The following is a 20,372-nucleotide window of genomic DNA, read 5'->3' on the forward strand; positions in this document are numbered from 1 at the left end:
GCGTTCCTCTCAGCCGCTCACCTATTCTAATCTTGTAGGGGTTTCACGTAGTGATACAATTCGGTGATTCCGAGACTTTTTTACCGCACCGGCGGCCTAGCGGTTCAACCTAAGTCACGTTGATCATATCAATTGAACGACTGGCGAAATTCGAGTGGCGACAGAGCGGTTTTGTTCTTGAACAGTTTACTGAACGACTGCGAATGCTCGAACCCTAAGGTGAAGGCGATTTCACTAACCGACAAATCCGTTGTCGACAGTTTTTCTTTGGCCTTTTCGATCAGTTTGTTGTGAATATGCTGCTGGGTACTCTGCCCGGTCAGCACTTTCAGTAGGGTACTCAGGTAATTGGGCGATACATTCAAGGCATCGGAAATTGACTGAACAGTGGGTAACCCCTTCGTAACCAACGCGTCGCTATTGAAATAGTCGGACAGCAGATGCTCCAGCCGATCGAGTAATTTATGATTCGTGATTTTCCGGGTAATGAACTGCCGATGATAAAACCGATCGGCATACGAAAGCAGGAGTTCGAGATGAGCAATGATGATCGACTGGCTGAACTGGTCCATGTTGGCATGATATTCCTGCTGAATGCTGTGCATGATACCGGCAATGATCGTTTCTTCTTTTTCCGACAAAAACAGTGCTTCATTAACTGAATAATCAAAGTACTCGTACTGCCTGATCGTTTTTGCCAGAGTAGTGTTCCATAAAAAGTCGGGATGAATGAGCAACAGCAAGCCCGATTGGAGCCTGGTTCCAGTACCATCTTTACCCGCATCAATGCTAAAAACCTGACCGGGCGACATAAACGTCATCAGGCCTTCATCAAAATCGTATTCCTGCTGCCCGTATTTCATTTTACCATTGAAGTTCCTTTTTAGGGCAATGGAATAAAAATCGAACACTAAACTGGTGGGCTCAAATTCGTACAATTGCTTCAGTAGAGCCACATCAATCACACTGATCAACGGATGCTCAGGCTTGGGCAAGCCTCTGAACTGATGAAATTCAGCAATCGTTTTAATCCGGCACAGTCCTATTTTTACCATAGCTCAATATACTGATTTCTGATCAATACCATTTACAAACACCTTGCTATAGATCGGTTACATCACAACGGTTGATATTCATAAGAACCTATGCAAAGAAAAAGATTTTAGCAGCCAGTTCTGTATCCAAATCCTGACTTGTTGTAGCCGTTTCGTAGGTAAACACGTTTAGAACATTAACCAACAACCCCTATCATTTATGCCGACCTAATCGGGGCTTTCTTAAATCGTCCCCAGGCTATAAAAGCCGCCAGACTGGCAAAAACGATATTGACACCAATAACCGAGACTTCTCCCCGTATAATGTGGAAGACACAGGCACACAGCATAAGCACAATGATGCCACTAGCCGCTATAGGCGTAAGAATGGGCCGAATGCGCAGCCATGCAGGAAGAATTAGCCCCAGAGCACTCAATATATCAATGATGCCAGTCGCTTTTACCAGCATTGCCGGAATTTGCCCTGTCCACGGCCACATCGCCGATAGTTTGTCGATGGGTTGAAACAGCTTCATCCAGGCTGCCCAGATAAAACTGACAGCTAGTAGGAGCTGGACAATCCAAAGGAAGATATGAATAACTTGCTGTGATTGTTTCGGTGTTACCATTCTACAGAGATTTTGCATGAATGGAACAAAAGTATTTCTCCTTGCCTTCTGGCTGAAAGCGCTATCCAAATCGGCTGATACTAGCCATCAGGATAGTAATGCAGGAACAGAAACTGTACAAACACATGCTAACTGGTGAAGGTTGCCCCAAATCGATACGTTCGATCAACGATGCGTTAGAGGCCGTAGAAGGCAAATGGAAGCTACTGATCTTATTCACACTATCCTCTGGCCCTAAACGGTTTACGCAATTGGCCAAAGAGGTAGCCGGGATTACAGACAAAACCCTGTCAAAGGAATTGAAAAGTTTAGAAGAGAATAAGCTCGTTAAACGGGATGTGTATGATACATTCCCACCCACGGTAGAATACTCCATTACCGCCCACGGGCTATCGCTCGAAAACCTTATCGAGGCCCTTCATTACTGGGGAAAAGCCCACCGACGGGAAATTATTGGTAAAGAATAAGGGCAGCCTTTACCCTGCCGCACTTGTGGCTTGCAAGGTACTTTGAGAGCGTCAACGCCAGCTTATACAACCAGAAAACCAAGTAGCTAATTCGTTATTTTTCAATAAAATCCACCGCTTAATCAATCTTTTCGCGGTGAATTTTCGTTATCTGTTTATACAGCCTTTCTACTGATCTGGCGGTTGGTGAGAAAGGTCTTATCTTATGGGTAATTAAGAAATGCTGATTCTAGTTAGGGTCAGCATTTTTTGTTTATGGCACGTATCAGCCTAACATGTTGTCCCAAAAGTTCTCCTGATGCCCGATTGGACAGGTGCTTACAGAACAAACCCCTTACCAGAAAATCTGGTAAGGGGATTTTGATTACTAGGGGCTTTAAAACTCTTATTGGTATTACAAAAATAGCCGTTGAAATAGGGCTCGAACTAACCAGCGTCATACCCTGTGCTGATTATCGTCAGTGCCTATCAGCGGCAATGGCCTTAGAAGGGCTTTCTGGTCATACTAATTTGTCCGCTTTGTCCGACAGCGAACAACCTTTGTCCACAAGCGGACAGAACAGGAAAATGGCACAAGAAATAACTCATTGATTATCAAGAGTATTACCTAATTGGCACAGGCTTTGGATTAACTAGGGCATACCAGTAAACAACATCCTTAAACGCTAAACACAGCAACTACCATGTTACCACTACTGAATACCCTGGCCGCTTCAATCCTGTTGAGTGCTTCTACCCTGTTCAACCCAACTACGCCCAAAACGCTATCGTTCGATGCCAGCGCCTACGTAACCATCAACCACGAAATTCGGGTGGCTGTGCAGAAATCGACCGATATGCCGGTCGTCGTCCTGCTGAAGAACAAGAACAACAAAGTCCTCTATGAGCAAAGCATTGGCCGGAAAGAAGCCAAATATGCGGTCAAACTAAATGTAGAAGAGCTAGCCGACGGCGATTACGAACTAGAGATCAAATCGTCGGAAGGTAGCATCACCAAGCAATTGAATCTGTCGACCCAGGCTGTTCAGCAAACAGGTCGCACCATTGCCATGCAATAAGTTCAGGCAACCAGACACCTCATAAAACCCGGCTCAGGCCGGGTTTTTATGTTTACAGACGGGTCTTTAACTGACGCAGAATAGCCCGTAATTCATTGGGCTTCCGCATATAGGGTGACAGATCGAATAAAGCTACTTTACGAAATTCGACCGGATGGCTTTCACTTTGGAGAGAAATGTAACCTTCGCGGATAAACTGCCCATCCTTCTTAACGGCCTGATCGTAGTTGATCACGTTCCCACCACCAATTTGTGGCTTTTCGTACGAAAGCACAGTATCGCCTTCCACAATATGCTTCACGAGCGAATCGCCCAAGACCAACGCTTCGGCATGAACCCATTGATCGCCAGCGTAGGTCTTCGAATTGGAGTCGATACAATGTGGAGTAAACAGTTTTCCATTCATTACCACATTCGTACCAGGGGTACACAGGTTTGCGGTATGCCGTTCATGCTTCCCATCGCCCCCCAGCAGTTGCATCTCCAGCGAGACAGGAAAATCCTGCTTGAGCCCCATCGTTTCAGGAGCCTGTCCGTGTAGCATAGCGCCACTATTTCGAACGGCCCAACCAGGCCCACCCTTCACCTGATCGCCAACAAATCGGTATTCCACGACTAGTAAATAAGCAGAAAAAGGCTTTTTATAGAAAATATGGCCATATTGCTCATCAAAAGCGGTATACTGGTCATAGCGCACAACCAGTTTACCATCTTCTACCCGGAAGGTATTTCCATAGTTATCATTCAGCGGATGACCTGTTATTTTCACGGACCAGTCAGCAAGATCTTTTCCGTTGAAAAGCTGAATCCAACGATCGGCTAGCTTGGTTTTGGCAGACTGAGCCACACAAACGGTGGTCATAAACCATACACAAATTGGTAAGAGCAGTTGGCGCATAGGGGGTGTTGATCGATTAGTACAAACGATATCCTGTACAAAAAAGCCAAAGTAGCCGAAATTGTCTGGTTTTCTATAAAATAATCATGAACCTGATGGGTTCCATTACCTTACTAACAGTTGTATGACGATTCACATAGCAACGCTCCATGACTTGGACGAATGGCTGCAACTAGCGCTAGCACTCTGGCCCGACTCCGATTCGGATGAATTACGAGTGATACTGACCAACATTCATCAGTCAGCGAAAGAAGACGGATTTCTGGTACGGAACAGTCAGGGCGTAGCCATCGGCTTTATGAATCTATCCCTACGAACCGACTATGTACCGGGTGCCACAAAAATCCCCGTCGCCTTTCTGGAAGGCATTTATGTAGAGCCAGGGTATCAACAACAGGGAATTGGCTATACGCTTGTTCAGCGAGCCGAGCAATGGGCGCGTGACAAAGGTTGCCTAGAACTCGCTTCCGACGTACAGCTTTCGAATTCGACCGGGGAAGCGTTTCACAAGAAGGCCGGCTTTGAGGAAGTAGAACGAGTCATTCAATTCATCAAAACCCTGTAGTGTTTTTATTGCTGCCAGAGAAGTTAAATAAGCCGTTCAGACTGATAACTTATTGATTTAGTCGTAAAAGACGCTTTGTCAAAAATTTGCGTACAGGTTCATCATACAGCTTTAAACACACATAGGCCAATAGTACAGAACCCATGACAAGCGCTATAGCACCAGGCAACGATTGTTCGAAAGTGAGGTTTTTATTTTTTACCCACGCATAATACAAATAGATGAAGGGGTAATGAACCATGTACAGAGGATACGAAATATCACCTAAAAAGTTGCACACCCGGCTAGCAACTCTATCCATTGCTTTGCCTGAAGCGCCCAGATAAACCAGTACAGGAAAGATAAAAACAACACATACGGTGTCATATATACCGTTCAGCCATAGATTGTCGCTACCACCGATTCGAGGTATGGCTGATACACTGACAATAGCCAGGCTACCTATCCAGAAAGCCCCTTTTACACGCCCAGGCCGGAACACGCGGGACAGCAGAAGCCCAGCCGGGAATGAGAATAAAAGCCGTAGTGAACCACCGATCATATTTTCTTCGGTTAGCGAAAATCCAACGCATATGTCGCCGAGTGGCCCAAAAATGGCAAAGGCAGCTAATCCGCAACCAGCCAGGAAAACGACCAGAGAAAGCGCCGTGGTCGAAAGCGTACGGATATAGAATGCATAGAGAATATTACCGATATATTCAAAAAATAACGACCAGCTCGGCCCATTCAGTGGGTACATTTCACCAACGCCCCGGATTTCAAAATCAGGAGTTGCCGGGATTAGAAGCATATTTATGAGCGTAGCTATTACTAATCGGGATGGCGATACGTTGGAAACGTCCCAGGTAGCACAACCCTGAAAATAGAACATAGCCGCACCAATCAGTGCCCCAATTACCACCATAGGATGCAGGCGAATAAATCGACGTTTGATAAAGTCTTTTATTGTCATTGTATCCCATCGGTCATCATAGGCATAACCGACAACGAAGCCGGACAGGATAAAGAAGAAATCGACAGCCAGATAGCCATGGTTGATTCGCTGGTCTACATGACTGGTAGCAAAGGCTTCGAAGATGTGGAAGCACACAACGGTTAATGCCGCTACGCCCCGAAATCCGTCAAGTATGTTGTAATGCGGTTTTGTATCCGTAAAGGCAGTAGCAGAAAGCCCGTTTTTATCCATTGATTGTAGATGGGTTAGAACATAATTGGAAGCTGATTACAGTGTAGACCTTCCGATTGGGCGTGTTGGCTGCGTTTGGCCAATCATGTCGGAGCAAATCGAACCCACCCGGTTTACTTTGCTAAGAAGCCGGTCAGCCTTTCTGAAACGCAACACTTTAATGAGTGAATTAAAAATTTGAAGGCGAAAACGCATCGGGGCCTTGCCGAAACCGAATCTGGGGGATTGTTACCGTTTCATACCAGTATGACCGTAGTTGCTCGACGTAGGTTTTCCAGGCAGCATACGTAAACGGTTTATTGGTAAATGCATTGGCCCCTCGCAGATAAGACTCCCGCGCCTTACTTTCTTCCAGACTTGACGAAAGCACAATGACCGGCACCAGTTGACCAAAGGATTGATCGCGCAGCAAGGATAAAAAATCAAAGCCTGTTGAATCCGTTTTGAGGTCAATATCCAGCAACACCAACCGAAACACATCCTTATCTACATTAGCCAGATAAGCAGCAGCCTCGGTAAAATCACGGGCATGGGCTATGGTAGCCTCAGGAAAAACACGCTCAGCAACTCGCTTTAAAATATCAGCTATTGCCGGGTCGTCATCAACTAAAAGAATCGGGAATGAAGCGAACATACACAGGCTTATAAAAGCAAAAATAACAAATAAAATAGTTTTACCAGAGTGTCTAATTATAACTACCCTGTATAGCCTATCGATTGTGGCTGTTGTATTCTCGTCTCCTACGATTCGCTTTCCTATAATTTTAATCAACATGCATACAGAATAAACTACCGTTCAATAGGTTAGTTCTGTACGCATCAAATCATTACTGTCATGCACACAAACCGGGTACGATAGCCTAATCCCCGGTCGTTTATTCGGCTGCTTTTAGTTGCTCTACTTCTGGTGAGTGCGAAAAAATATTGGCTTGCCTGAAGGCTAAGGCAGCAAGGGCAATAGAACTGTAAAGTACTCTTCTTCTTCCCGAATTTCGATTTCGGTCTGCGTTAGCATTCGGTATTTGGCCGAGATGTTGGCTAATCCAACGCCATTGCTGGCATTACGGGCATTTTTACGCTGAAGATTGTTTCGTACCCGCAGATGTCCATTTTGGGTAGTATCGATTTCGATTAATAAGGGACGACTGGCTAACACCACGTTATGTTTGACCGCATTTTCGACCAGTAATTGAAGCGTCAGAGGAGGAATCGAATGAGCAAGGTAATTCTGTGGCACCTGTGCCCGAATCGAAAGGCCGTCGCCGTGTCGTGTTTGCAGCAGATGTGCATACGACTCAATAAAGGTCAGTTCGGTACTCAGCAAAACCAGTTCACGCTCATTGGCCTGGAGCAGATACCGATACATACTGGACAGTTCATCGACAAACTGGCTCGCCTGTACCGGCGACTCTTCGATCAGGGCCGACAGCGCGTTCAGGGAGTTAAATAAAAAATGGGGATTAACCTGGCTTTTCAGGGAATTGAACCGGGTTTGCCACTGAATCTTTATCAGTTCCTCTTTTTCCCGCTGGATGTGCCGCCATTGATCCAGAATATACCAGCCTTCATAAATGCTGAAATAAACCCCATGATAGAACAACTGAATACCGAACGAATTAAGGTAATCGACCGTACCCAGCCACCAGGCTGGCCTCGACCCCAGCAGTATATGTAAACCGTACCGTGAAAAAACCGCTGCATTTACAATTAAAGGCGTCAGTAACAGCCACATAAACAGCCGTTTCCGGGTACGTTCCAACCCCGGCAGCCGCTCCTGAATTTCGCCAATGGCCCATCGGTTCAACTGCCAGAAAATCCAGCCAGCACATAGCCCCACCAGTGTAGACTGGACGAGCGCCGTGGTTTCTGACGTTAACCAGAATGACGATCGGAAAAACAGATTTCCGAACATGAAAAGGCCAATCGGTCCGAACCATCGTAACCGGGCATCCCTTGCCGAAGTCATGATCCAGAGCCCTCCCAGACCGTCTTGCCTTTCCGAAACGAATGCCCATTCCGCAGAATCCACTCCCGTTTCGACAATCCTATCTGACTCAACTCCCGTTTTGCTAAATCGAGGATGAATTGAATACGGAGTGATGCCGTTACCAAAAAGAAAGAGGTAGGTAGCAGAGGGTTCATAGTCGTGAAACGCATGGCAAACTAATGAGTAATTATCTCTCGACCAAGCTCATACACCAATAAACCTTCATTTGCTTATTAAGCGTACCGAATTGATTTAATCGGCTGGTACAGAAGAAACCGTACAATATACAAACAAAACAACATGCTATAATGCAACACCCATTCCTTCTCAACTACAGGCCACCAGAAGGACAGTTAACGAACTTTTATAGCCCTGTCATGCGCTTCCTGTAACCCTTTCCTTAATCAGGCAGTTACCATGCACACAACGTTCGAAAAACTTCTACATACCCATCATGGAACTTCTGGTCCTTTTGCTATACGGGCTGGCACTGCTACTCCTATTTATTTACAACTGTGGCCAATTGAGCCTGATATTTATTTACCTGCGGTCAGAAAAAAAGCGTCGGCAGGCCGCGCTTCGGCATGAACCTGGCCCTGTTGATGAACTCCCCCGTGTAACGGTTCAGTTGCCGATCTACAATGAGTTATATGTGGTGGAACGGCTGCTGGATGCGGTTGGCCAGCTACAATATCCCCAGCATAAACTCGACATTCAATTACTGGATGACTCTACAGATGAAACGGTGGCGGTAGTGGCTCAAAAGGTGGCAGAGTTGACAACCAGAGGGTTCGATGTTCAGCAGATTCGCCGAACCGACCGAACGGGGTTCAAAGCGGGGGCGCTGGCCCATGGACTTGCCACGGCCAAAGGCGAATTCATTGCCATTTTTGATGCTGACTTTGTACCTGACCCGGCCTTTCTGTTGAAAACGATTCCACACTTCCGGGACCCTCAGGTAGGTATCGTACAAACGCGATGGGAACATCTGAACGAGGAGTTTTCGCTCATGACCCAATTACAGGCCTTCGGACTCAACGCTCACTTTACCGTCGAACAAAGCGGTCGGGATGCGGCTGGTTTACTGGCCAATTTCAATGGAACCGGGGGCGTTTGGCGCAGGCAGGCCATTGTGGATGCCGGAGGCTGGCAAAGCGATACGCTTACAGAGGATCTGGACCTGAGTTACCGGGCACAGTTGAAAGGGTGGAAATTTGTGTATCGCGAAGACATTGGCTCTCCCGCCGAGTTGCCGGTTGCTATGAATGCGCTCAAATCGCAGCAGTACCGATGGATGAAGGGAGCTGCCGAGTGCGCCCGCAAGCTCATTGGCCGGGTACTCCGAAGCCCGGATTTGTCCATTCGGATAAAATTACACGCCCTCTTTCACCTCTTTAGCAGTGCTACCTTCATCCTGGTGCTGGTGCTAAGCGTCCTGAGTGTACCCTTGCTTTACATTCGCAGCCAGCATCCCGAATGGGAGAATGTGTTCTTCATTATCGGCCTGTTTCAGGTAAGCCTGCTCATTCTCATTACGTTCTATGGAATCCCGTTCTGGTTATTAAAACCAACGTCCCGAGCCAAATTTTTCTGGTATTTCCCAATGTATTCGTCGCTGATGATGGGCCTTTCACTCCACAATACCATTGCCGTCATCGAAGGGTATCTGGGCCGGAAAACACCGTTTGTCCGTACACCTAAATTCAACGTTCGAAATGCAACGGATGGCTGGAAGGCCAACAAATACCTGAATCGACAACTAAGCTGGCTAACGCTGGCCGAAGGAGCGCTAACTATTTATTTTCTGACCGGACTAGCCCTGGGCATCTACACCGACGATTTTCGCATGTTCTTCCTGCACATCATGCTCGTAACGGGGTTCGGCATGGTATTTCTCTATTCATTATCGCAGGCACGGCAGGGGTCTGAGCCTGGGCAGGCTTAAACGGGTCTCTACATGAGCTTGATTGCAGCTTCTCTAAACTGACGAATCAACTGCTGTAACAGCTTACTTTTTATATCGGCTTCACTATAAATGCTTTTAATCCAGACCCGGATGGTCAGTTCCACACTATCGCCACCGACGGCTGTAACAAGTAGTTCGGGTGGGCGATTTTGAATCGTTCCCTCCTGCTGCGACACGGCTTTCGTTACAATATCGTCAACGGTTTTCAAGTCAGTTTCCAGATTCACTTTTAGTGTAAATTCCGTTTTCAGATAAGTATCGCCGGAGGTCCAGTTGACGAGCCGATTCGACAGCAGATCACCATTAGGAATCACAACTTCGGATCCCTGCACAGTTATCATTTTACTCGACCGGATACCAATGTCGCGAATGCGGCCTTTTTTGTCAGCTATTTCGATGTAATCACCAATCTGAAAAGGCTTTTCGAAGATCAGAATAATACCCGACACAAAGTTGCTGACGATATTCTGCATACCCAGTCCAATCCCGACACTCAACGCTCCGAGCACGACCGTTAACTTATCGATTGACAGGCCAGAAGCGGCAAAGGCCAGCAATACCCCGGCAATTACAACGACCAGACGGGTTAAGGCAAGCACCGAACTGACCTGGTCAACCTGCCCATCTGAACTGGTGAGCTTACTTTCGCCAAAGAATAGACCGATGTTTCGTTGCAACAGACTCGACAGGTAGATAATAAGCGCAAATGAAAGTACGCTACTGAGCGTGAAGGTGATGCTTCCAAACGTGCGTGGTCGGGTCAGTATGTGGCTGAAAAAGTTATAGATACTATCGGCAACGCCCAGGTTAATAAAAAATACCAGCAGCCATAACCCAACAGCCAGTACGACCAGGCCCTTTTTGAATGACCGTTGGGTGTGGTTAATATTGACCCGTGAGAAAACTCCCCCCGAGCAGGCACTCAGCTTAATCTGGAGTTCGAGTGCTTCCAGAACTACTTCAATAAAAACACCCAGACCTGTAATCTGAACCAGTCCAATAACCCCTGTGATGCTAAACAGCTTGGCCAAACTGATTCGGCCAAACATATTGAGCAAAATAGCCAGTCCCTGCAACACCAGGTATAGTTTAACGACTGGCCGGATCATGCGTTCACTCAGATAACGCCGGTGTAACCGTCTGGAGAACACGACACCGATATAAAAAAAGGCCGCGTTCAATACAATGAGCCAAAGCCGCATGAACAGCGCGTCGCTAATCAGGGTGTTGGTAATCAGCAGTAACACATACAACCCAGCATTCAGGAGCCACATGCTGAGGTCATGCTTCGAAAAGCGTTTCCAGAGATGAATGGACAGCACGATCAGTAACAAAAACTGGGTAATTTCAATGTAAATAGCAGGCGACTCGGGCTCAAACAGGGGAGTCAGATTGAGCAATACAATTAACGAGGCCACGATAGGCACCGGCATCAGGCTATCGAACTGGATCGGGCCGATCTTCGGCCTCATCAACGCTGTATTGGCTTTTTTATAGTTGGTGAAAACCCAGGCAAAAAACAACCCGGTCAGCAGCAGTAGCAAAAACCGGTTATCCCAGGTGGATGCAAAAAAGTACTTCAGAATTTTATCCTGCCCCTGATAACTCGATTTCAGAATTGCCTGTACATTGCCGATGGTAAAGGTAGCGGGGGCATCCCACAGGTAGGGTGACTCCTTCAGCAACGCGTTTTCATTCGACTTCTGCCAACGATCACTTATAGACGTCTGTAAAGTACTGACATTCAGATACGTCCCTGATACGTCAGCCAGCAACCGACTTACCGTATCCAGACGGGCAGTTGTACGTGTACCAGCTTCCTGAAGTTGTAATCGAATATCGGTTAACTGCCCGACGTACAGCTTCTTTTCGGTCGAATCATTGGCCGCCACAATCAATAGCGAATCCCCACTCAGGCTGAGAACCTGATCGAGCTGGCTTTGTAAATCATTATTCGACTTAGCCAACGCAGTTCGCCAACCCCTCAGCCGCTCCAGCGCATCGTTCAGAATCAGGTTATAATTGGCAAGACTCTTGGCATCAACGATTTTTCGGTGGTTTCGTAGATCGGCAGCAATAGGCGCAATGTTCGCCTTGACATCAGCCAATCCTGCACGTATACGGGCAACGCCGTATCCTTTTTTATTGGTAGCCCGTATCTCCGTAATAATCGACTGCGCCCGCTGAATCTTAAATAATAAGGTGTCTGGAATGGTTTGACCTAGTGCCGTTTCATTCGTCTGAGTCGTATCCTGCGCTGACAAGATAGATCCACTAACCGTTATACACAGGCTTACCAGCATTAGCCTGCTTAGAACCTTTTTGACTTTCTTCATACGTTACAATTCATCGTCAATCACCGCTTTACAACACCTGGTTTCGACGATCCTATTGCTTCCTTTAACCAGATGCTATTGTCTTTATTAACCCAATTAGCCATTTCCTGTTCGACCAGAGCAGTCACAACGCTTTCGATATACGCTTTCTGACACTGACTATGTTCTGGAGGATGCGCGAACATCAGGTCTAGCCTATTCGTCCCCTTGCACCGTGTTTGTTAGGTAACGGCCTTACGAGCAACGCAAGACAAATCATCAGATTGTTTGCATAAGTCGCTGGCTATCGTCCTCCATTTTTCGTAATTTATCAGCACCGTAACCCTCAATGTAGCAATTGTATGGAACAACACGATGCGCCAAAACCCAACTCTCTGGCCTTAATCAAAACGGATGCATTAGGGGCACTTAGCAAACAGTATGTGGACACCGACCTAGATCGTGAGCTGGATATTATCCACCAGTAAGCTACCGGGTCCCTTTCAGGTGGTATATCATGCAACCAAAACGGTTATCCTATACCGAAGCTATTCGGAATGAGGGAAAAGGAACAAACGTAACGGCCCTTTTAGCGGGCTCAACCGATACCGATTTTTCCATAAAGCGGAGATGGGAAATGCGAAAATTGTGAAAGAAGGAAGTTTGGACGACCCGGCAAAAGTGGCTAAAGATGGGTATGAAACACAGCAGGCAAATGAAGAGAAAGTGGTTTCGGGCTTCAGAAACAAACTGCAAGGTCGCTGCCAGTAATATTATGCCCGATAGTCTGGTACCAGACTATCGGCACAAACAATCGGAACCGCGCAATAAACCCTAACCGTGTCAAATCCTAAAACGGACTTTCCGAAAGGTTTACACTTTTCGGAAAGTCGACGTTAGCCGCTCACTTTACGAGTGATCGAAAATCATCCGCCAACCTGCACGGGTTTTAGCCCAAACTGTCGTAAACCAGCCAGTTCGATCCGGCTTACTCCCTCCGCTAAGTACGTAATGGCCCGTCACAAGCGCATTAGCCTTTCCTAAAAGCCGAACGCTAACATGCTCGTAACGAAGTTGTTGAAGCGGCCTACCTGTTTTCCAGAAACCGTTGCGCATGGTATTCTCAATTACCTCAACGCCCCCTCGTGGCCCGTTAGGCCCCATCTCCTGAGCATCAGGCGTGTAGGCGCTGAGGTACTGTTGCAGATTGCCTCGATTCCAACCCGCCGAGGTTGAGTCGAGTGCCTGCCGAATTTGTTCTTCGGCCGAAGGTTTTGGTTTAGCCTGACTTACGAAGCTTAGCAATAGGAATACACATAGAGCAGGCAGAATATTGACGATTTTCATATCGGTCATTCGTTTATAAAATACGGGCCTCACTATGCTTTTAGGGCTTTAAAATCGTACCGTCGTTTTTGCGGACTGTCCAGCGCGACTTGGTGCCGATGGGGTATTTAGCCGCTTCTTTTTCATTGATATCAATTCCCAACCCTGGCGTCTCATTAATCTGGTAATACCCGTTTTTGATCGTCGGGCAACCGGGAAATACTTCCTTTACTTTATCGCTGAACATTTGCGACTCCTGAATCCCAAAGTTCCAGACGGCGATGTCGATGTTGTTATTAGCTGCGTGTCCTACTGGCGAGGTATCACCTGGCCCATGCCAGGCTGTCCGAACGTTGAACCATTCACCCAGTCGGGCCACTTTCATCGCGGGTGTAATGCCGCCAATCTGTGAGATGTGGATTCGAATAAAGTCGAACAGGTGGTTGGCCATTGGTTCTTTAAACTCATTGATGTTGTTGAACAACTCACCCATCGCAATAGGTACCGCCGTCGTCTGTCGCAATTGCCTGAACCAGTTCATATTTTCGGGCGAGAACGGATCTTCAATGAAATAGGGGCGGTATTCTTCCAGACCTTTAATCATGTTGATGGCATCAATGGGCTCGGTTAACTCATGCATATCATGCAGGAGCTGCACATCTTCGCCACAGCGTTTGCGTACGACGTCGAACATCTTAGGCACCCGTTTCAGATAAGTTTTCTGATCCGAGAAATCGTCGGTTTCACGGCCATATCCAGCCGTCTTGAAATCGGGCTTTAACTCCTGCATAGCCCCTACACCACCATAGCCCCCCTGCTGAATGCGAACGTGCCGGAAGCCCATCGCCATAAACTCCTGTACCTTATCGGCAATGGCTTCGGGCGTGGGACCGCTGGCGTGGGTATATGTATCGACCGCAATCCGGCTCTTGCCGCCAAGAAGCTGATAAACCGGCATGTTGGCTCGTTTACCCTTAATATCCCAGAGCGCCTGATCGAGTCCAGAAAGGGCGTTGTTCAGCACCGGGCCATTTCGCCAGTAGGAACTAACATAGGCCGACTGCCACATATCTTCTATGTTGTCGACGTCTTTGCCTACGCAAAACTCATTCAGGTAGATATTGACGGCCGGAATCACGACATGAGCACGTTGGGTAAACGTAGCACAACCCAGCCCATACAAACCTGGCTCAGAGGTTTCGACCTTCACAATCACCAGGTTCGGGCCACCGGGAGCCGTTGTAATAGCCCGGACGTTTTTGATGGTAACAGGAGCTACGCCTTTGGCATAGGCAGGGGTTTCGTAGGTTTCGGCTCTGGCTTTGGGACTATCGAACAAACCCAGAATACCAGCGGCCGACCCTAACCCGGCTAACTTTAGCGCATTCCGTCGACTGGTTTCCAACGGCATTTCTGATTGACTCATGTTGGCGATGTAGTTAAAGGCTTAAAAAAAGGGGTTAAACACAAGGTAGCAGGGAGATTCTACGTCTTCTCCGTGTCTTTGTGTTGACATTAGTTTACGTAATACTGATAAGCGATTTGCCAACTGAACGTCTGCCCAGGTTCGATTTTGATCGTAACATACGGTTCAGGGCTTACCGTGGTCGACGACGACCAGTACACCATGCGGGAAATGTCCCGGTCGCCGGTTACGGTTACACCAGCGCCGGTTTTGGTATTGTCGACTGTGAGGTTATACCGCATGGATTGCCCATTAGCCAGATTCGGATAATAAACGGTTTCGCCTTTCGCCAGATCACTGAGGTAAACAAGCTGTCCATTCTGAAAGCGAACCCGGTCAGTAACCCCTTTTCCGCCATCAGTCGATAAGGCTGACATCGGAAATTTGATTGCATACCCTGGCCCCGTCGGCTGTTGATCGATGACAAAAAAATTGTGATTATAGGACGTCGTTTCGATGGCCCGATTTCCGGTATTTTTCAGGCTATGCTTAATAACCAGTTCCGGCTTATTTTTGGTTAGCGTCAGCGTTTTCCGGTATGAATAGGCATAGGCTGTATCGGCCAGCGTATGAACAAACTGCACCTGATCGGCCTTCTTCGTTATAGTCCACACTCCCGGATTCGCAATCGGATAATAGGTAAAGGCATTGTACGGCTTTTCGTCGGGGCGGGTCAGGCTCCCCACTCCGATTTTCACGAATGTACCACCCGGTTTTATATCGGTATAACCCAATGGACCAAACTCCTCAACGGGTCCCATGATCGCATCGTGTAGCGTAGGGCTGTAGGTATCGAACCACTTTCCATGATACGTATGTCCTTTGTACTCAAGGCTAGCTACCACCCCCGCCCAGTCGAAACGCGTACCCCGATAGTAGCCCGTCTCAGCATCGGGTAGGTAGAGTTGTGCCCGAACCAATCCGTTAGTAATCTCCGTTACAGGACTATCGAACGCAGGGCGCATACTGATGGATAGTACGGCCAGCAAACCGCAAAGTGCGAACGAGTGCCGTAACAGCCATTGAACAAGTGTCGTAACGGATGCTGAACGAGTGGTCTTCATAAAATCCGGCTCTATTTCCATGGAAAAAGGCCAGAAATTAGTTGACTTACTTATGCTGTCCTCAGCAAACTTCTGGTTGCACGTCGCGTTCGGCTCTATGCTTTCGGGCATACTCAGATGGCGATACCCCATGAACCTGCTGGAATGACTTTCGGAAGTACTTGACATCTTCCAGCCCAACCAGTGCACATACTTCCGAAATACGAAGCTGGCTGGAGGCCAACAACTGAGCAGCCCGTTTCATGCGAACATCGTTGATGAACTCCACCACCGACTGGCCAGTAATGCTTTTGATACGTCGATAAAACACCGACCGACTCATCGCCATTTCCTTGACTAATTCCAGTACCGAAAATTCAGGTTCGCCCAGATTCTTTTCAACAATGCTCATGGCCGTTTCCAGAAATACTTTATCTGCATCAGGAATTAAGACTTCTGTAGGCTCCAGCAGGATTTTCTGTTGATAATACTGGCGCAGTTTCAGGCGATTATGCACCAGGGTATTCACTTTGGCAATGAGCAGATCAGGGTTGAACGGCTTACTGATGTACTCGTCGGCGCCCGTTTCCAACCCTTCAATTTCATGCACAACAGCCACCCTGGCTGTAAGCAGTACGACCGGAATATGCAGTGTTTTCGGGTGCTGTTTAATTTTTTTGCAAAGGTCGAGCCCGTCGCTACGCGGCATCATAATATCACTGATGATTACATCCGGCATAAGTTGCAGAGCCTGCTCCCAGCCATCGATGCCATCGACAGCCGTAAATACTTCAAATTTGGCGGCAAACAAATGCGTAATGTATTGCCTTACATCGCTGTTGTCCTCAACGATTAGCAGACGCAATGTGGCAGAGGCTAAGTCGGTTGGCGCTACTGTAATCTCATCGATAAATGGCTGAGGGTGTACCGATAAAGCGGGACCTGATGCATCGAGTGCCAGATCAGATGTGGCCAGGTGATCTTTACCAAAAGGCAGTCGGATGACGAAGGTAGTACCTTGCCCTACCTGACTGGTCAGAGACACTTCACCCCCATGTCGTTCAATAAACTGTTTCACCAGCGATAACCCAATACCCGTTCCAACCACCCGCATATTGGCCGTATGCGACGCCTGATAATATAGATCAAAAATGCGGCTGAGTTCTTCCGGTTTTATGCCGATTCCTTCATCACGAACGGTAATATCGAGGTAATTGGTCTGAAGTTTTTGCTGTTGAAAACGAGCCGGTTGCTTTACATCACCAACCACGCGGATACTCAAATGAACGCCATGGCCCTCCGACGTATATTTCAAAGCGTTAGAGAGTACGTTGATAACCGCCACTTCGAGTTTACTCCGATCAAAGTAAAGCATGACAGGCTCAGGAAGCGTATCGATGGTGTAATGAATCTGTTGTTCCTCCGCTTTAAGCTTGAACATCAGGAATAGCTCAACCAGAAATGAAACGGCATCGCTTTTGACAGCCTGGAGCGGTATGTGCTGTGATTCCATCTTACGAAAATCCAGCAATTGATTAATTAACGACAGTAGTCGGCGGGTCTGCTGATGGACGAGCAATACCTTATCCTTCATGCCATTGAATTTCCAGGCCGATGCCGCCAGTTCTTCCATAGGCCCCAGGATTAGGGTTAATGGTGTGCGTAACTCGTGCGATACATTGGTAAAAAATTCCAGTTTCAGGTCGCTGAGTTCTTTCTCTTTCTCATACTGAAAATGTTCGAACGCAATCTTGTTTTTCAAGGCCTGCTGCTGCAACAGAACCCGTCGGGCCAGTAGCAATGCCCCGCCTATCAGCAGTGTGTATAATGAATACGCCCACCAGGTTTTCCACCAGGGCGGCAGAATCGTCAATCGTAAGGTAGCCGGATGGTGCGTCCATTGCCCCTCGCCATTTTCGGCTTTCACCTGAAACATGTAATTTCCGGCGGGTAAGTTGGCAAAACTGGCCGTTCGCTGCCCAGGAGCGAGTTGCACCCAATTGTCGTTATAGCCAACCAATTGATAAGCATAGCGGTGTTTTTTAGGGTTAGCAAAGTTTAACCCAACGAATGAAATCGAGAAGTCATTTTCAGCCGCTTCTATCTGAAGGGTTTGCGCTTTGTTGAGTGGCTTCTGAATCAGAACCCGGCCATTTACGGACTGCCCAACACCAATCGGCTGATTGGCAATCGACAAGCCGGTAATTCGCACAAAAGGTGGGTATGGATTGGCCTGAATTGCCCGAGGCTGGAGGTAGGTAATACCGTTGATGCCGCCAAAATACAGGGTTTCATCCCTCGACTTACACGCGGCTCCTACTTTAAACGAATTACTTTGTACCCCATCCACCACATTATACCGAATCACCTGATGTGTCACGGGGTTCACCCGAATCAGCCCTTCGCTCCCCAGCCATAGGTTACCCTGACTATCTTCAATAATACTTTCTACATCACTGTCGGGTAGCCAGGCGGCACAGGAACGTATTTCTTCCTGCCCCTTCTGATTCCGAACAATCTGATGTAATCCTCCCCCAATGGTTCCAACCCATATGACTCCCCGGCGATCTTTAAGCAGAGGCCAGGCATAGTTTACCCGTAGGCTGGTCGGATTGTGTGTATCATGCTTAAACTGCTGAAGTAGTACCAGTCGATCAGGCTGTACCCGTAGTTTCAGCACACCGGCATCCTGCGTACTGGCCCAAAGCACATTGTCAGCCGGATCGTAAAGCAAAAACGTAAACCGATCGGAAGGTAACGCGCTATTCCGGCTGGTATATCTGGCCACTATCTGACCATCGCGGTTCATGCGGGTAAGTCCATAGCTAAAGGAAGCCGTCCAGAGCATACCGAATTTATCTTCAGCAATGCTTTCTATATAGTGATATAGACCATCATGATGCGGGAAGGTTTTGATGATCTCCCGGCCATTCTGCCGACGGATCGAAATTAGTCCGTCATAACGAGCACTAAACCAAAGCGTGCCGTTTGAATCCTGAAAAATACAGGACACATCCATGCCCGTGACATTACCCGGTAACTGTCGATCAAAATAATTTCGGTAGGTTTTGGCTTTCAGATCATAACTGGAAATCCCATTGCGCGTGGTTATCCAGAGCAAGCCTTTATCATCTTCCTTATAAAGCGCATTAATGTAATTATTTGCCAGTGTGGGATATTCACTTAAGCGACGACTCAAATGCCCAAACGGTTTTTGGCGCAAATCAATCTTGTTTAATCCGCCTGCCGATGCCGCCAGCCAAAGCACCTGAAACCGATCTTCAAAAATGCAATGCACCCGGCCCGAATTAATGCTATTCGGATCGGCATCCATCGGTAGGTAGGTTGTCACTTTATCCGTGAAAACAGGCGGTTTACCCACCGAAAACCGAACTGGAACCATGGAAAGGCCAAAATCGGTACCTACCCACAACCGACCAAACGAATCTTTATGCAGACAGCCAATACTCTGAAATGTTTGGGGTAATTCATAGGGCCTGTCCAACTGCTTCGTACGTAGACTATCATTTGATACCCACAGGACATGCCTATCGGTGCCGATCCACATGCCATTGTCATGATCGAGCGTTAGAGCCAGGATATGCGCATCAGTAAACGGATTCGACAGCGCAGCAGTGGCCGTTGGCTGATCAATGGAAGCCACAAAAAGCCCCTCATTGTACGTAGCAATCCATACATGCCCGACCGGATCGATGGTCAGATCGGTAATTTCAGTTCGTACCGATCTGCTATTAGCTAGCTTAACCCGACTTAGCTCTTGGAGTTGCCCTTCCTGATTGGCTCGAATTATAAACAAGCCATGCTGCCTTGTACCTACCCAGATCATACCCTTACGGTCGGCCGCCAGGGCTGTTATCTCCGACTGGTTCAATGCTTGTAGCACTGATCGGCTGGCAGACAGTACTGATTGGGTCGTTAGCCGCACAAATCGGTCCTGATTTGGATTGTACACATTGAGCCCTCCCCCTTCGGTACCTGCCCATAGTACTCCCTGCGGACTTACATGCAACGTTCGGACCCGATTATTTGACAATCCATTTTCATTATCAATAGGTAGCAGATAATGCCTTATTTCATAACCATCATACCGATTTACGCCTTTGTTCGTAGCAATCCAGATAAAGCCCTGCTGGTCCTGCACAACAGCCATAGCATCACTATGGGATAAGCCTTCATTGACAGTTATGTGTTCAAAGCGAAATGGGCTCGGGTCTGTATGAGCGAGCCCCGACAGCCTAAGACAGAATGTAAAAAAGGTGGTAATCAGGATAATGTAGAGTCCTTTCATAACCATCAGGAAGGTATTCGTTTAAGGGATAATACTTAGCCTTCAACGGGCCGGAACAGTGTATGCAACAAGTGTAACCTTGCATACAAGTATTGAATAATAAAGCGAAAAATGCTAATTTTTC

The 20,372-nt window shown here is 47.5% G+C and carries 19 protein-coding genes; 6 read left to right on the forward strand and 13 right to left on the reverse strand.

The features are described 5' to 3' along the window. Nucleotides 1-128 precede the first annotated feature (128 nt). Together B5M13_RS23790 and B5M13_RS23795 are read right to left on the reverse strand one after the other, a co-directional pair. Complete coding sequence (locus B5M13_RS23790; RefSeq protein WP_080058039.1) at nucleotides 129-1,055, reverse strand: helix-turn-helix domain-containing protein; 927 nt, start codon at nucleotides 1,053-1,055, stop codon at nucleotides 129-131. A 197-nt stretch (nucleotides 1,056-1,252) separates the two neighbouring features. Then, on the reverse strand, nucleotides 1,253-1,663 hold the full coding sequence (locus B5M13_RS23795; protein WP_080058040.1) for a DoxX family protein: 411 nt from the start codon (nucleotides 1,661-1,663) through the stop codon (nucleotides 1,253-1,255). Nucleotides 1,664-1,788: 125 nt separating this feature from the next. On the opposite strand from B5M13_RS23795, the gene B5M13_RS23800 reads away from it, so the two are divergent. Both B5M13_RS23800 and B5M13_RS23805 read left to right on the forward strand, forming a co-directional pair. Continuing rightward, nucleotides 1,789-2,130 carry a winged helix-turn-helix transcriptional regulator gene (locus B5M13_RS23800; RefSeq protein ID WP_080060060.1) on the forward strand — a complete coding sequence of 114 codons (342 nt, stop codon included), beginning with the start codon at nucleotides 1,789-1,791 and terminating at the stop codon, nucleotides 2,128-2,130. A 683-nt stretch (nucleotides 2,131-2,813) separates the two neighbouring features. Beyond that, the gene (locus tag B5M13_RS23805; RefSeq protein ID WP_080058041.1) at nucleotides 2,814-3,188 is read left to right on the forward strand and encodes a DUF3244 domain-containing protein; all 375 of its coding nucleotides are present in this window, start codon (nucleotides 2,814-2,816) and stop codon (nucleotides 3,186-3,188) included. Between the two features lie 52 nt (nucleotides 3,189-3,240). On the opposite strand, the gene B5M13_RS23810 is transcribed toward B5M13_RS23805, so the two are convergent. Continuing rightward, the gene (locus B5M13_RS23810; protein ID WP_080058042.1) at nucleotides 3,241-4,086 is read right to left on the reverse strand and encodes a 3-keto-disaccharide hydrolase; all 846 of its coding nucleotides are present in this window, start codon (nucleotides 4,084-4,086) and stop codon (nucleotides 3,241-3,243) included. A gap of 124 nt (nucleotides 4,087-4,210) precedes the next feature. On the opposite strand from B5M13_RS23810, the gene aac(6') reads away from it, so the two are divergent. After that, the gene (aac(6'), locus tag B5M13_RS23815) at nucleotides 4,211-4,651 is read left to right on the forward strand and encodes an aminoglycoside 6'-N-acetyltransferase (protein ID WP_080058043.1); all 441 of its coding nucleotides are present in this window, start codon (nucleotides 4,211-4,213) and stop codon (nucleotides 4,649-4,651) included. Nucleotides 4,652-4,700: 49 nt separating this feature from the next. Here the strand turns inward: aac(6') and B5M13_RS23820 are convergent, their stop codons facing one another. The 4 genes from B5M13_RS23820 to B5M13_RS33555 all read right to left on the reverse strand — a co-directional run bounded on the left by B5M13_RS23820 (nucleotide 4,701) and on the right by B5M13_RS33555 (nucleotide 7,979). Next, entirely contained in the window at nucleotides 4,701-5,837 is a 1,137-nt protein-coding gene (locus B5M13_RS23820) for an acyltransferase family protein (RefSeq protein ID WP_080058044.1), read from the reverse strand. Between the two features lie 169 nt (nucleotides 5,838-6,006). After that, nucleotides 6,007-6,471, reverse strand: a complete 465-nt coding sequence (locus B5M13_RS23825; protein ID WP_080058045.1) for a response regulator — start codon at nucleotides 6,469-6,471, stop codon at nucleotides 6,007-6,009. Nucleotides 6,472-6,777: 306 nt separating this feature from the next. Beyond that, entirely contained in the window at nucleotides 6,778-7,803 is a 1,026-nt protein-coding gene (locus B5M13_RS23830) for a sensor histidine kinase (protein ID WP_080060061.1), read from the reverse strand. Then, nucleotides 7,800-7,979 (reverse strand): hypothetical protein, encoded by a 180-nt coding sequence (locus tag B5M13_RS33555; RefSeq protein ID WP_155297319.1) that lies wholly within the window; start codon nucleotides 7,977-7,979, stop codon nucleotides 7,800-7,802. The genes B5M13_RS23830 and B5M13_RS33555 overlap by 4 nt, the downstream gene beginning before the upstream one ends. 299 nt (nucleotides 7,980-8,278) lie before the next feature. Between B5M13_RS33555 and B5M13_RS23835 the strand changes: the two genes are divergently transcribed. After that, nucleotides 8,279-9,769 carry a cellulose synthase family protein gene (locus B5M13_RS23835; RefSeq protein WP_080058046.1) on the forward strand — a complete coding sequence of 497 codons (1,491 nt, stop codon included), beginning with the start codon at nucleotides 8,279-8,281 and terminating at the stop codon, nucleotides 9,767-9,769. Nucleotides 9,770-9,777: 8 nt separating this feature from the next. Here B5M13_RS23835 and B5M13_RS23840 read toward each other — a convergent pair whose 3' ends face one another. Together B5M13_RS23840 and B5M13_RS33560 are read right to left on the reverse strand one after the other, a co-directional pair. Continuing rightward, the gene (locus B5M13_RS23840) at nucleotides 9,778-12,126 is read right to left on the reverse strand and encodes a mechanosensitive ion channel family protein (protein WP_080058047.1); all 2,349 of its coding nucleotides are present in this window, start codon (nucleotides 12,124-12,126) and stop codon (nucleotides 9,778-9,780) included. Between the two features lie 20 nt (nucleotides 12,127-12,146). Next, nucleotides 12,147-12,311, reverse strand: a complete 165-nt coding sequence (locus B5M13_RS33560; RefSeq protein WP_155297320.1) for a hypothetical protein — start codon at nucleotides 12,309-12,311, stop codon at nucleotides 12,147-12,149. Nucleotides 12,312-12,467: 156 nt separating this feature from the next. Here B5M13_RS33560 and B5M13_RS34470 point away from each other — a divergent pair, with 156 nt between their 5' ends. Both B5M13_RS34470 and B5M13_RS33565 read left to right on the forward strand, forming a co-directional pair. After that, a complete protein-coding gene (locus tag B5M13_RS34470; protein WP_262508056.1) occupies nucleotides 12,468-12,593 on the forward strand; it encodes a hypothetical protein in 126 nt (41 codons plus the stop codon). A gap of 142 nt (nucleotides 12,594-12,735) precedes the next feature. After that, nucleotides 12,736-12,876: a hypothetical protein gene (locus tag B5M13_RS33565; RefSeq protein ID WP_155297321.1), complete on the forward strand. Its 141-nt coding sequence runs from the start codon at nucleotides 12,736-12,738 to the stop codon at nucleotides 12,874-12,876. 138 nt (nucleotides 12,877-13,014) lie between these two features. Here the strand turns inward: B5M13_RS33565 and B5M13_RS23845 are convergent, their stop codons facing one another. The 4 genes from B5M13_RS23845 to B5M13_RS23860 form a co-directional block, all read right to left on the reverse strand. Then, nucleotides 13,015-13,452, reverse strand: a complete 438-nt coding sequence (locus tag B5M13_RS23845; protein WP_170061181.1) for a YybH family protein — start codon at nucleotides 13,450-13,452, stop codon at nucleotides 13,015-13,017. Nucleotides 13,453-13,492: 40 nt separating this feature from the next. Further along, the gene (locus B5M13_RS23850) at nucleotides 13,493-14,857 is read right to left on the reverse strand and encodes an enolase C-terminal domain-like protein (RefSeq protein ID WP_080058049.1); all 1,365 of its coding nucleotides are present in this window, start codon (nucleotides 14,855-14,857) and stop codon (nucleotides 13,493-13,495) included. Nucleotides 14,858-14,946: 89 nt separating this feature from the next. After that, a complete protein-coding gene (locus B5M13_RS23855; RefSeq protein WP_245859462.1) occupies nucleotides 14,947-15,960 on the reverse strand; it encodes a hypothetical protein in 1,014 nt (337 codons plus the stop codon). 61 nt (nucleotides 15,961-16,021) lie between these two features. After that, complete coding sequence (locus B5M13_RS23860; protein WP_245859463.1) at nucleotides 16,022-20,248, reverse strand: hybrid sensor histidine kinase/response regulator transcription factor; 4,227 nt, start codon at nucleotides 20,246-20,248, stop codon at nucleotides 16,022-16,024. Nucleotides 20,249-20,372 lie beyond the last annotated feature (124 nt).

Origin of the sequence: Spirosoma aerolatum, assembly GCF_002056795.1 — a bacterium.
Lineage (GTDB): Bacteria > Bacteroidota > Bacteroidia > Cytophagales > Spirosomataceae > Spirosoma > Spirosoma aerolatum.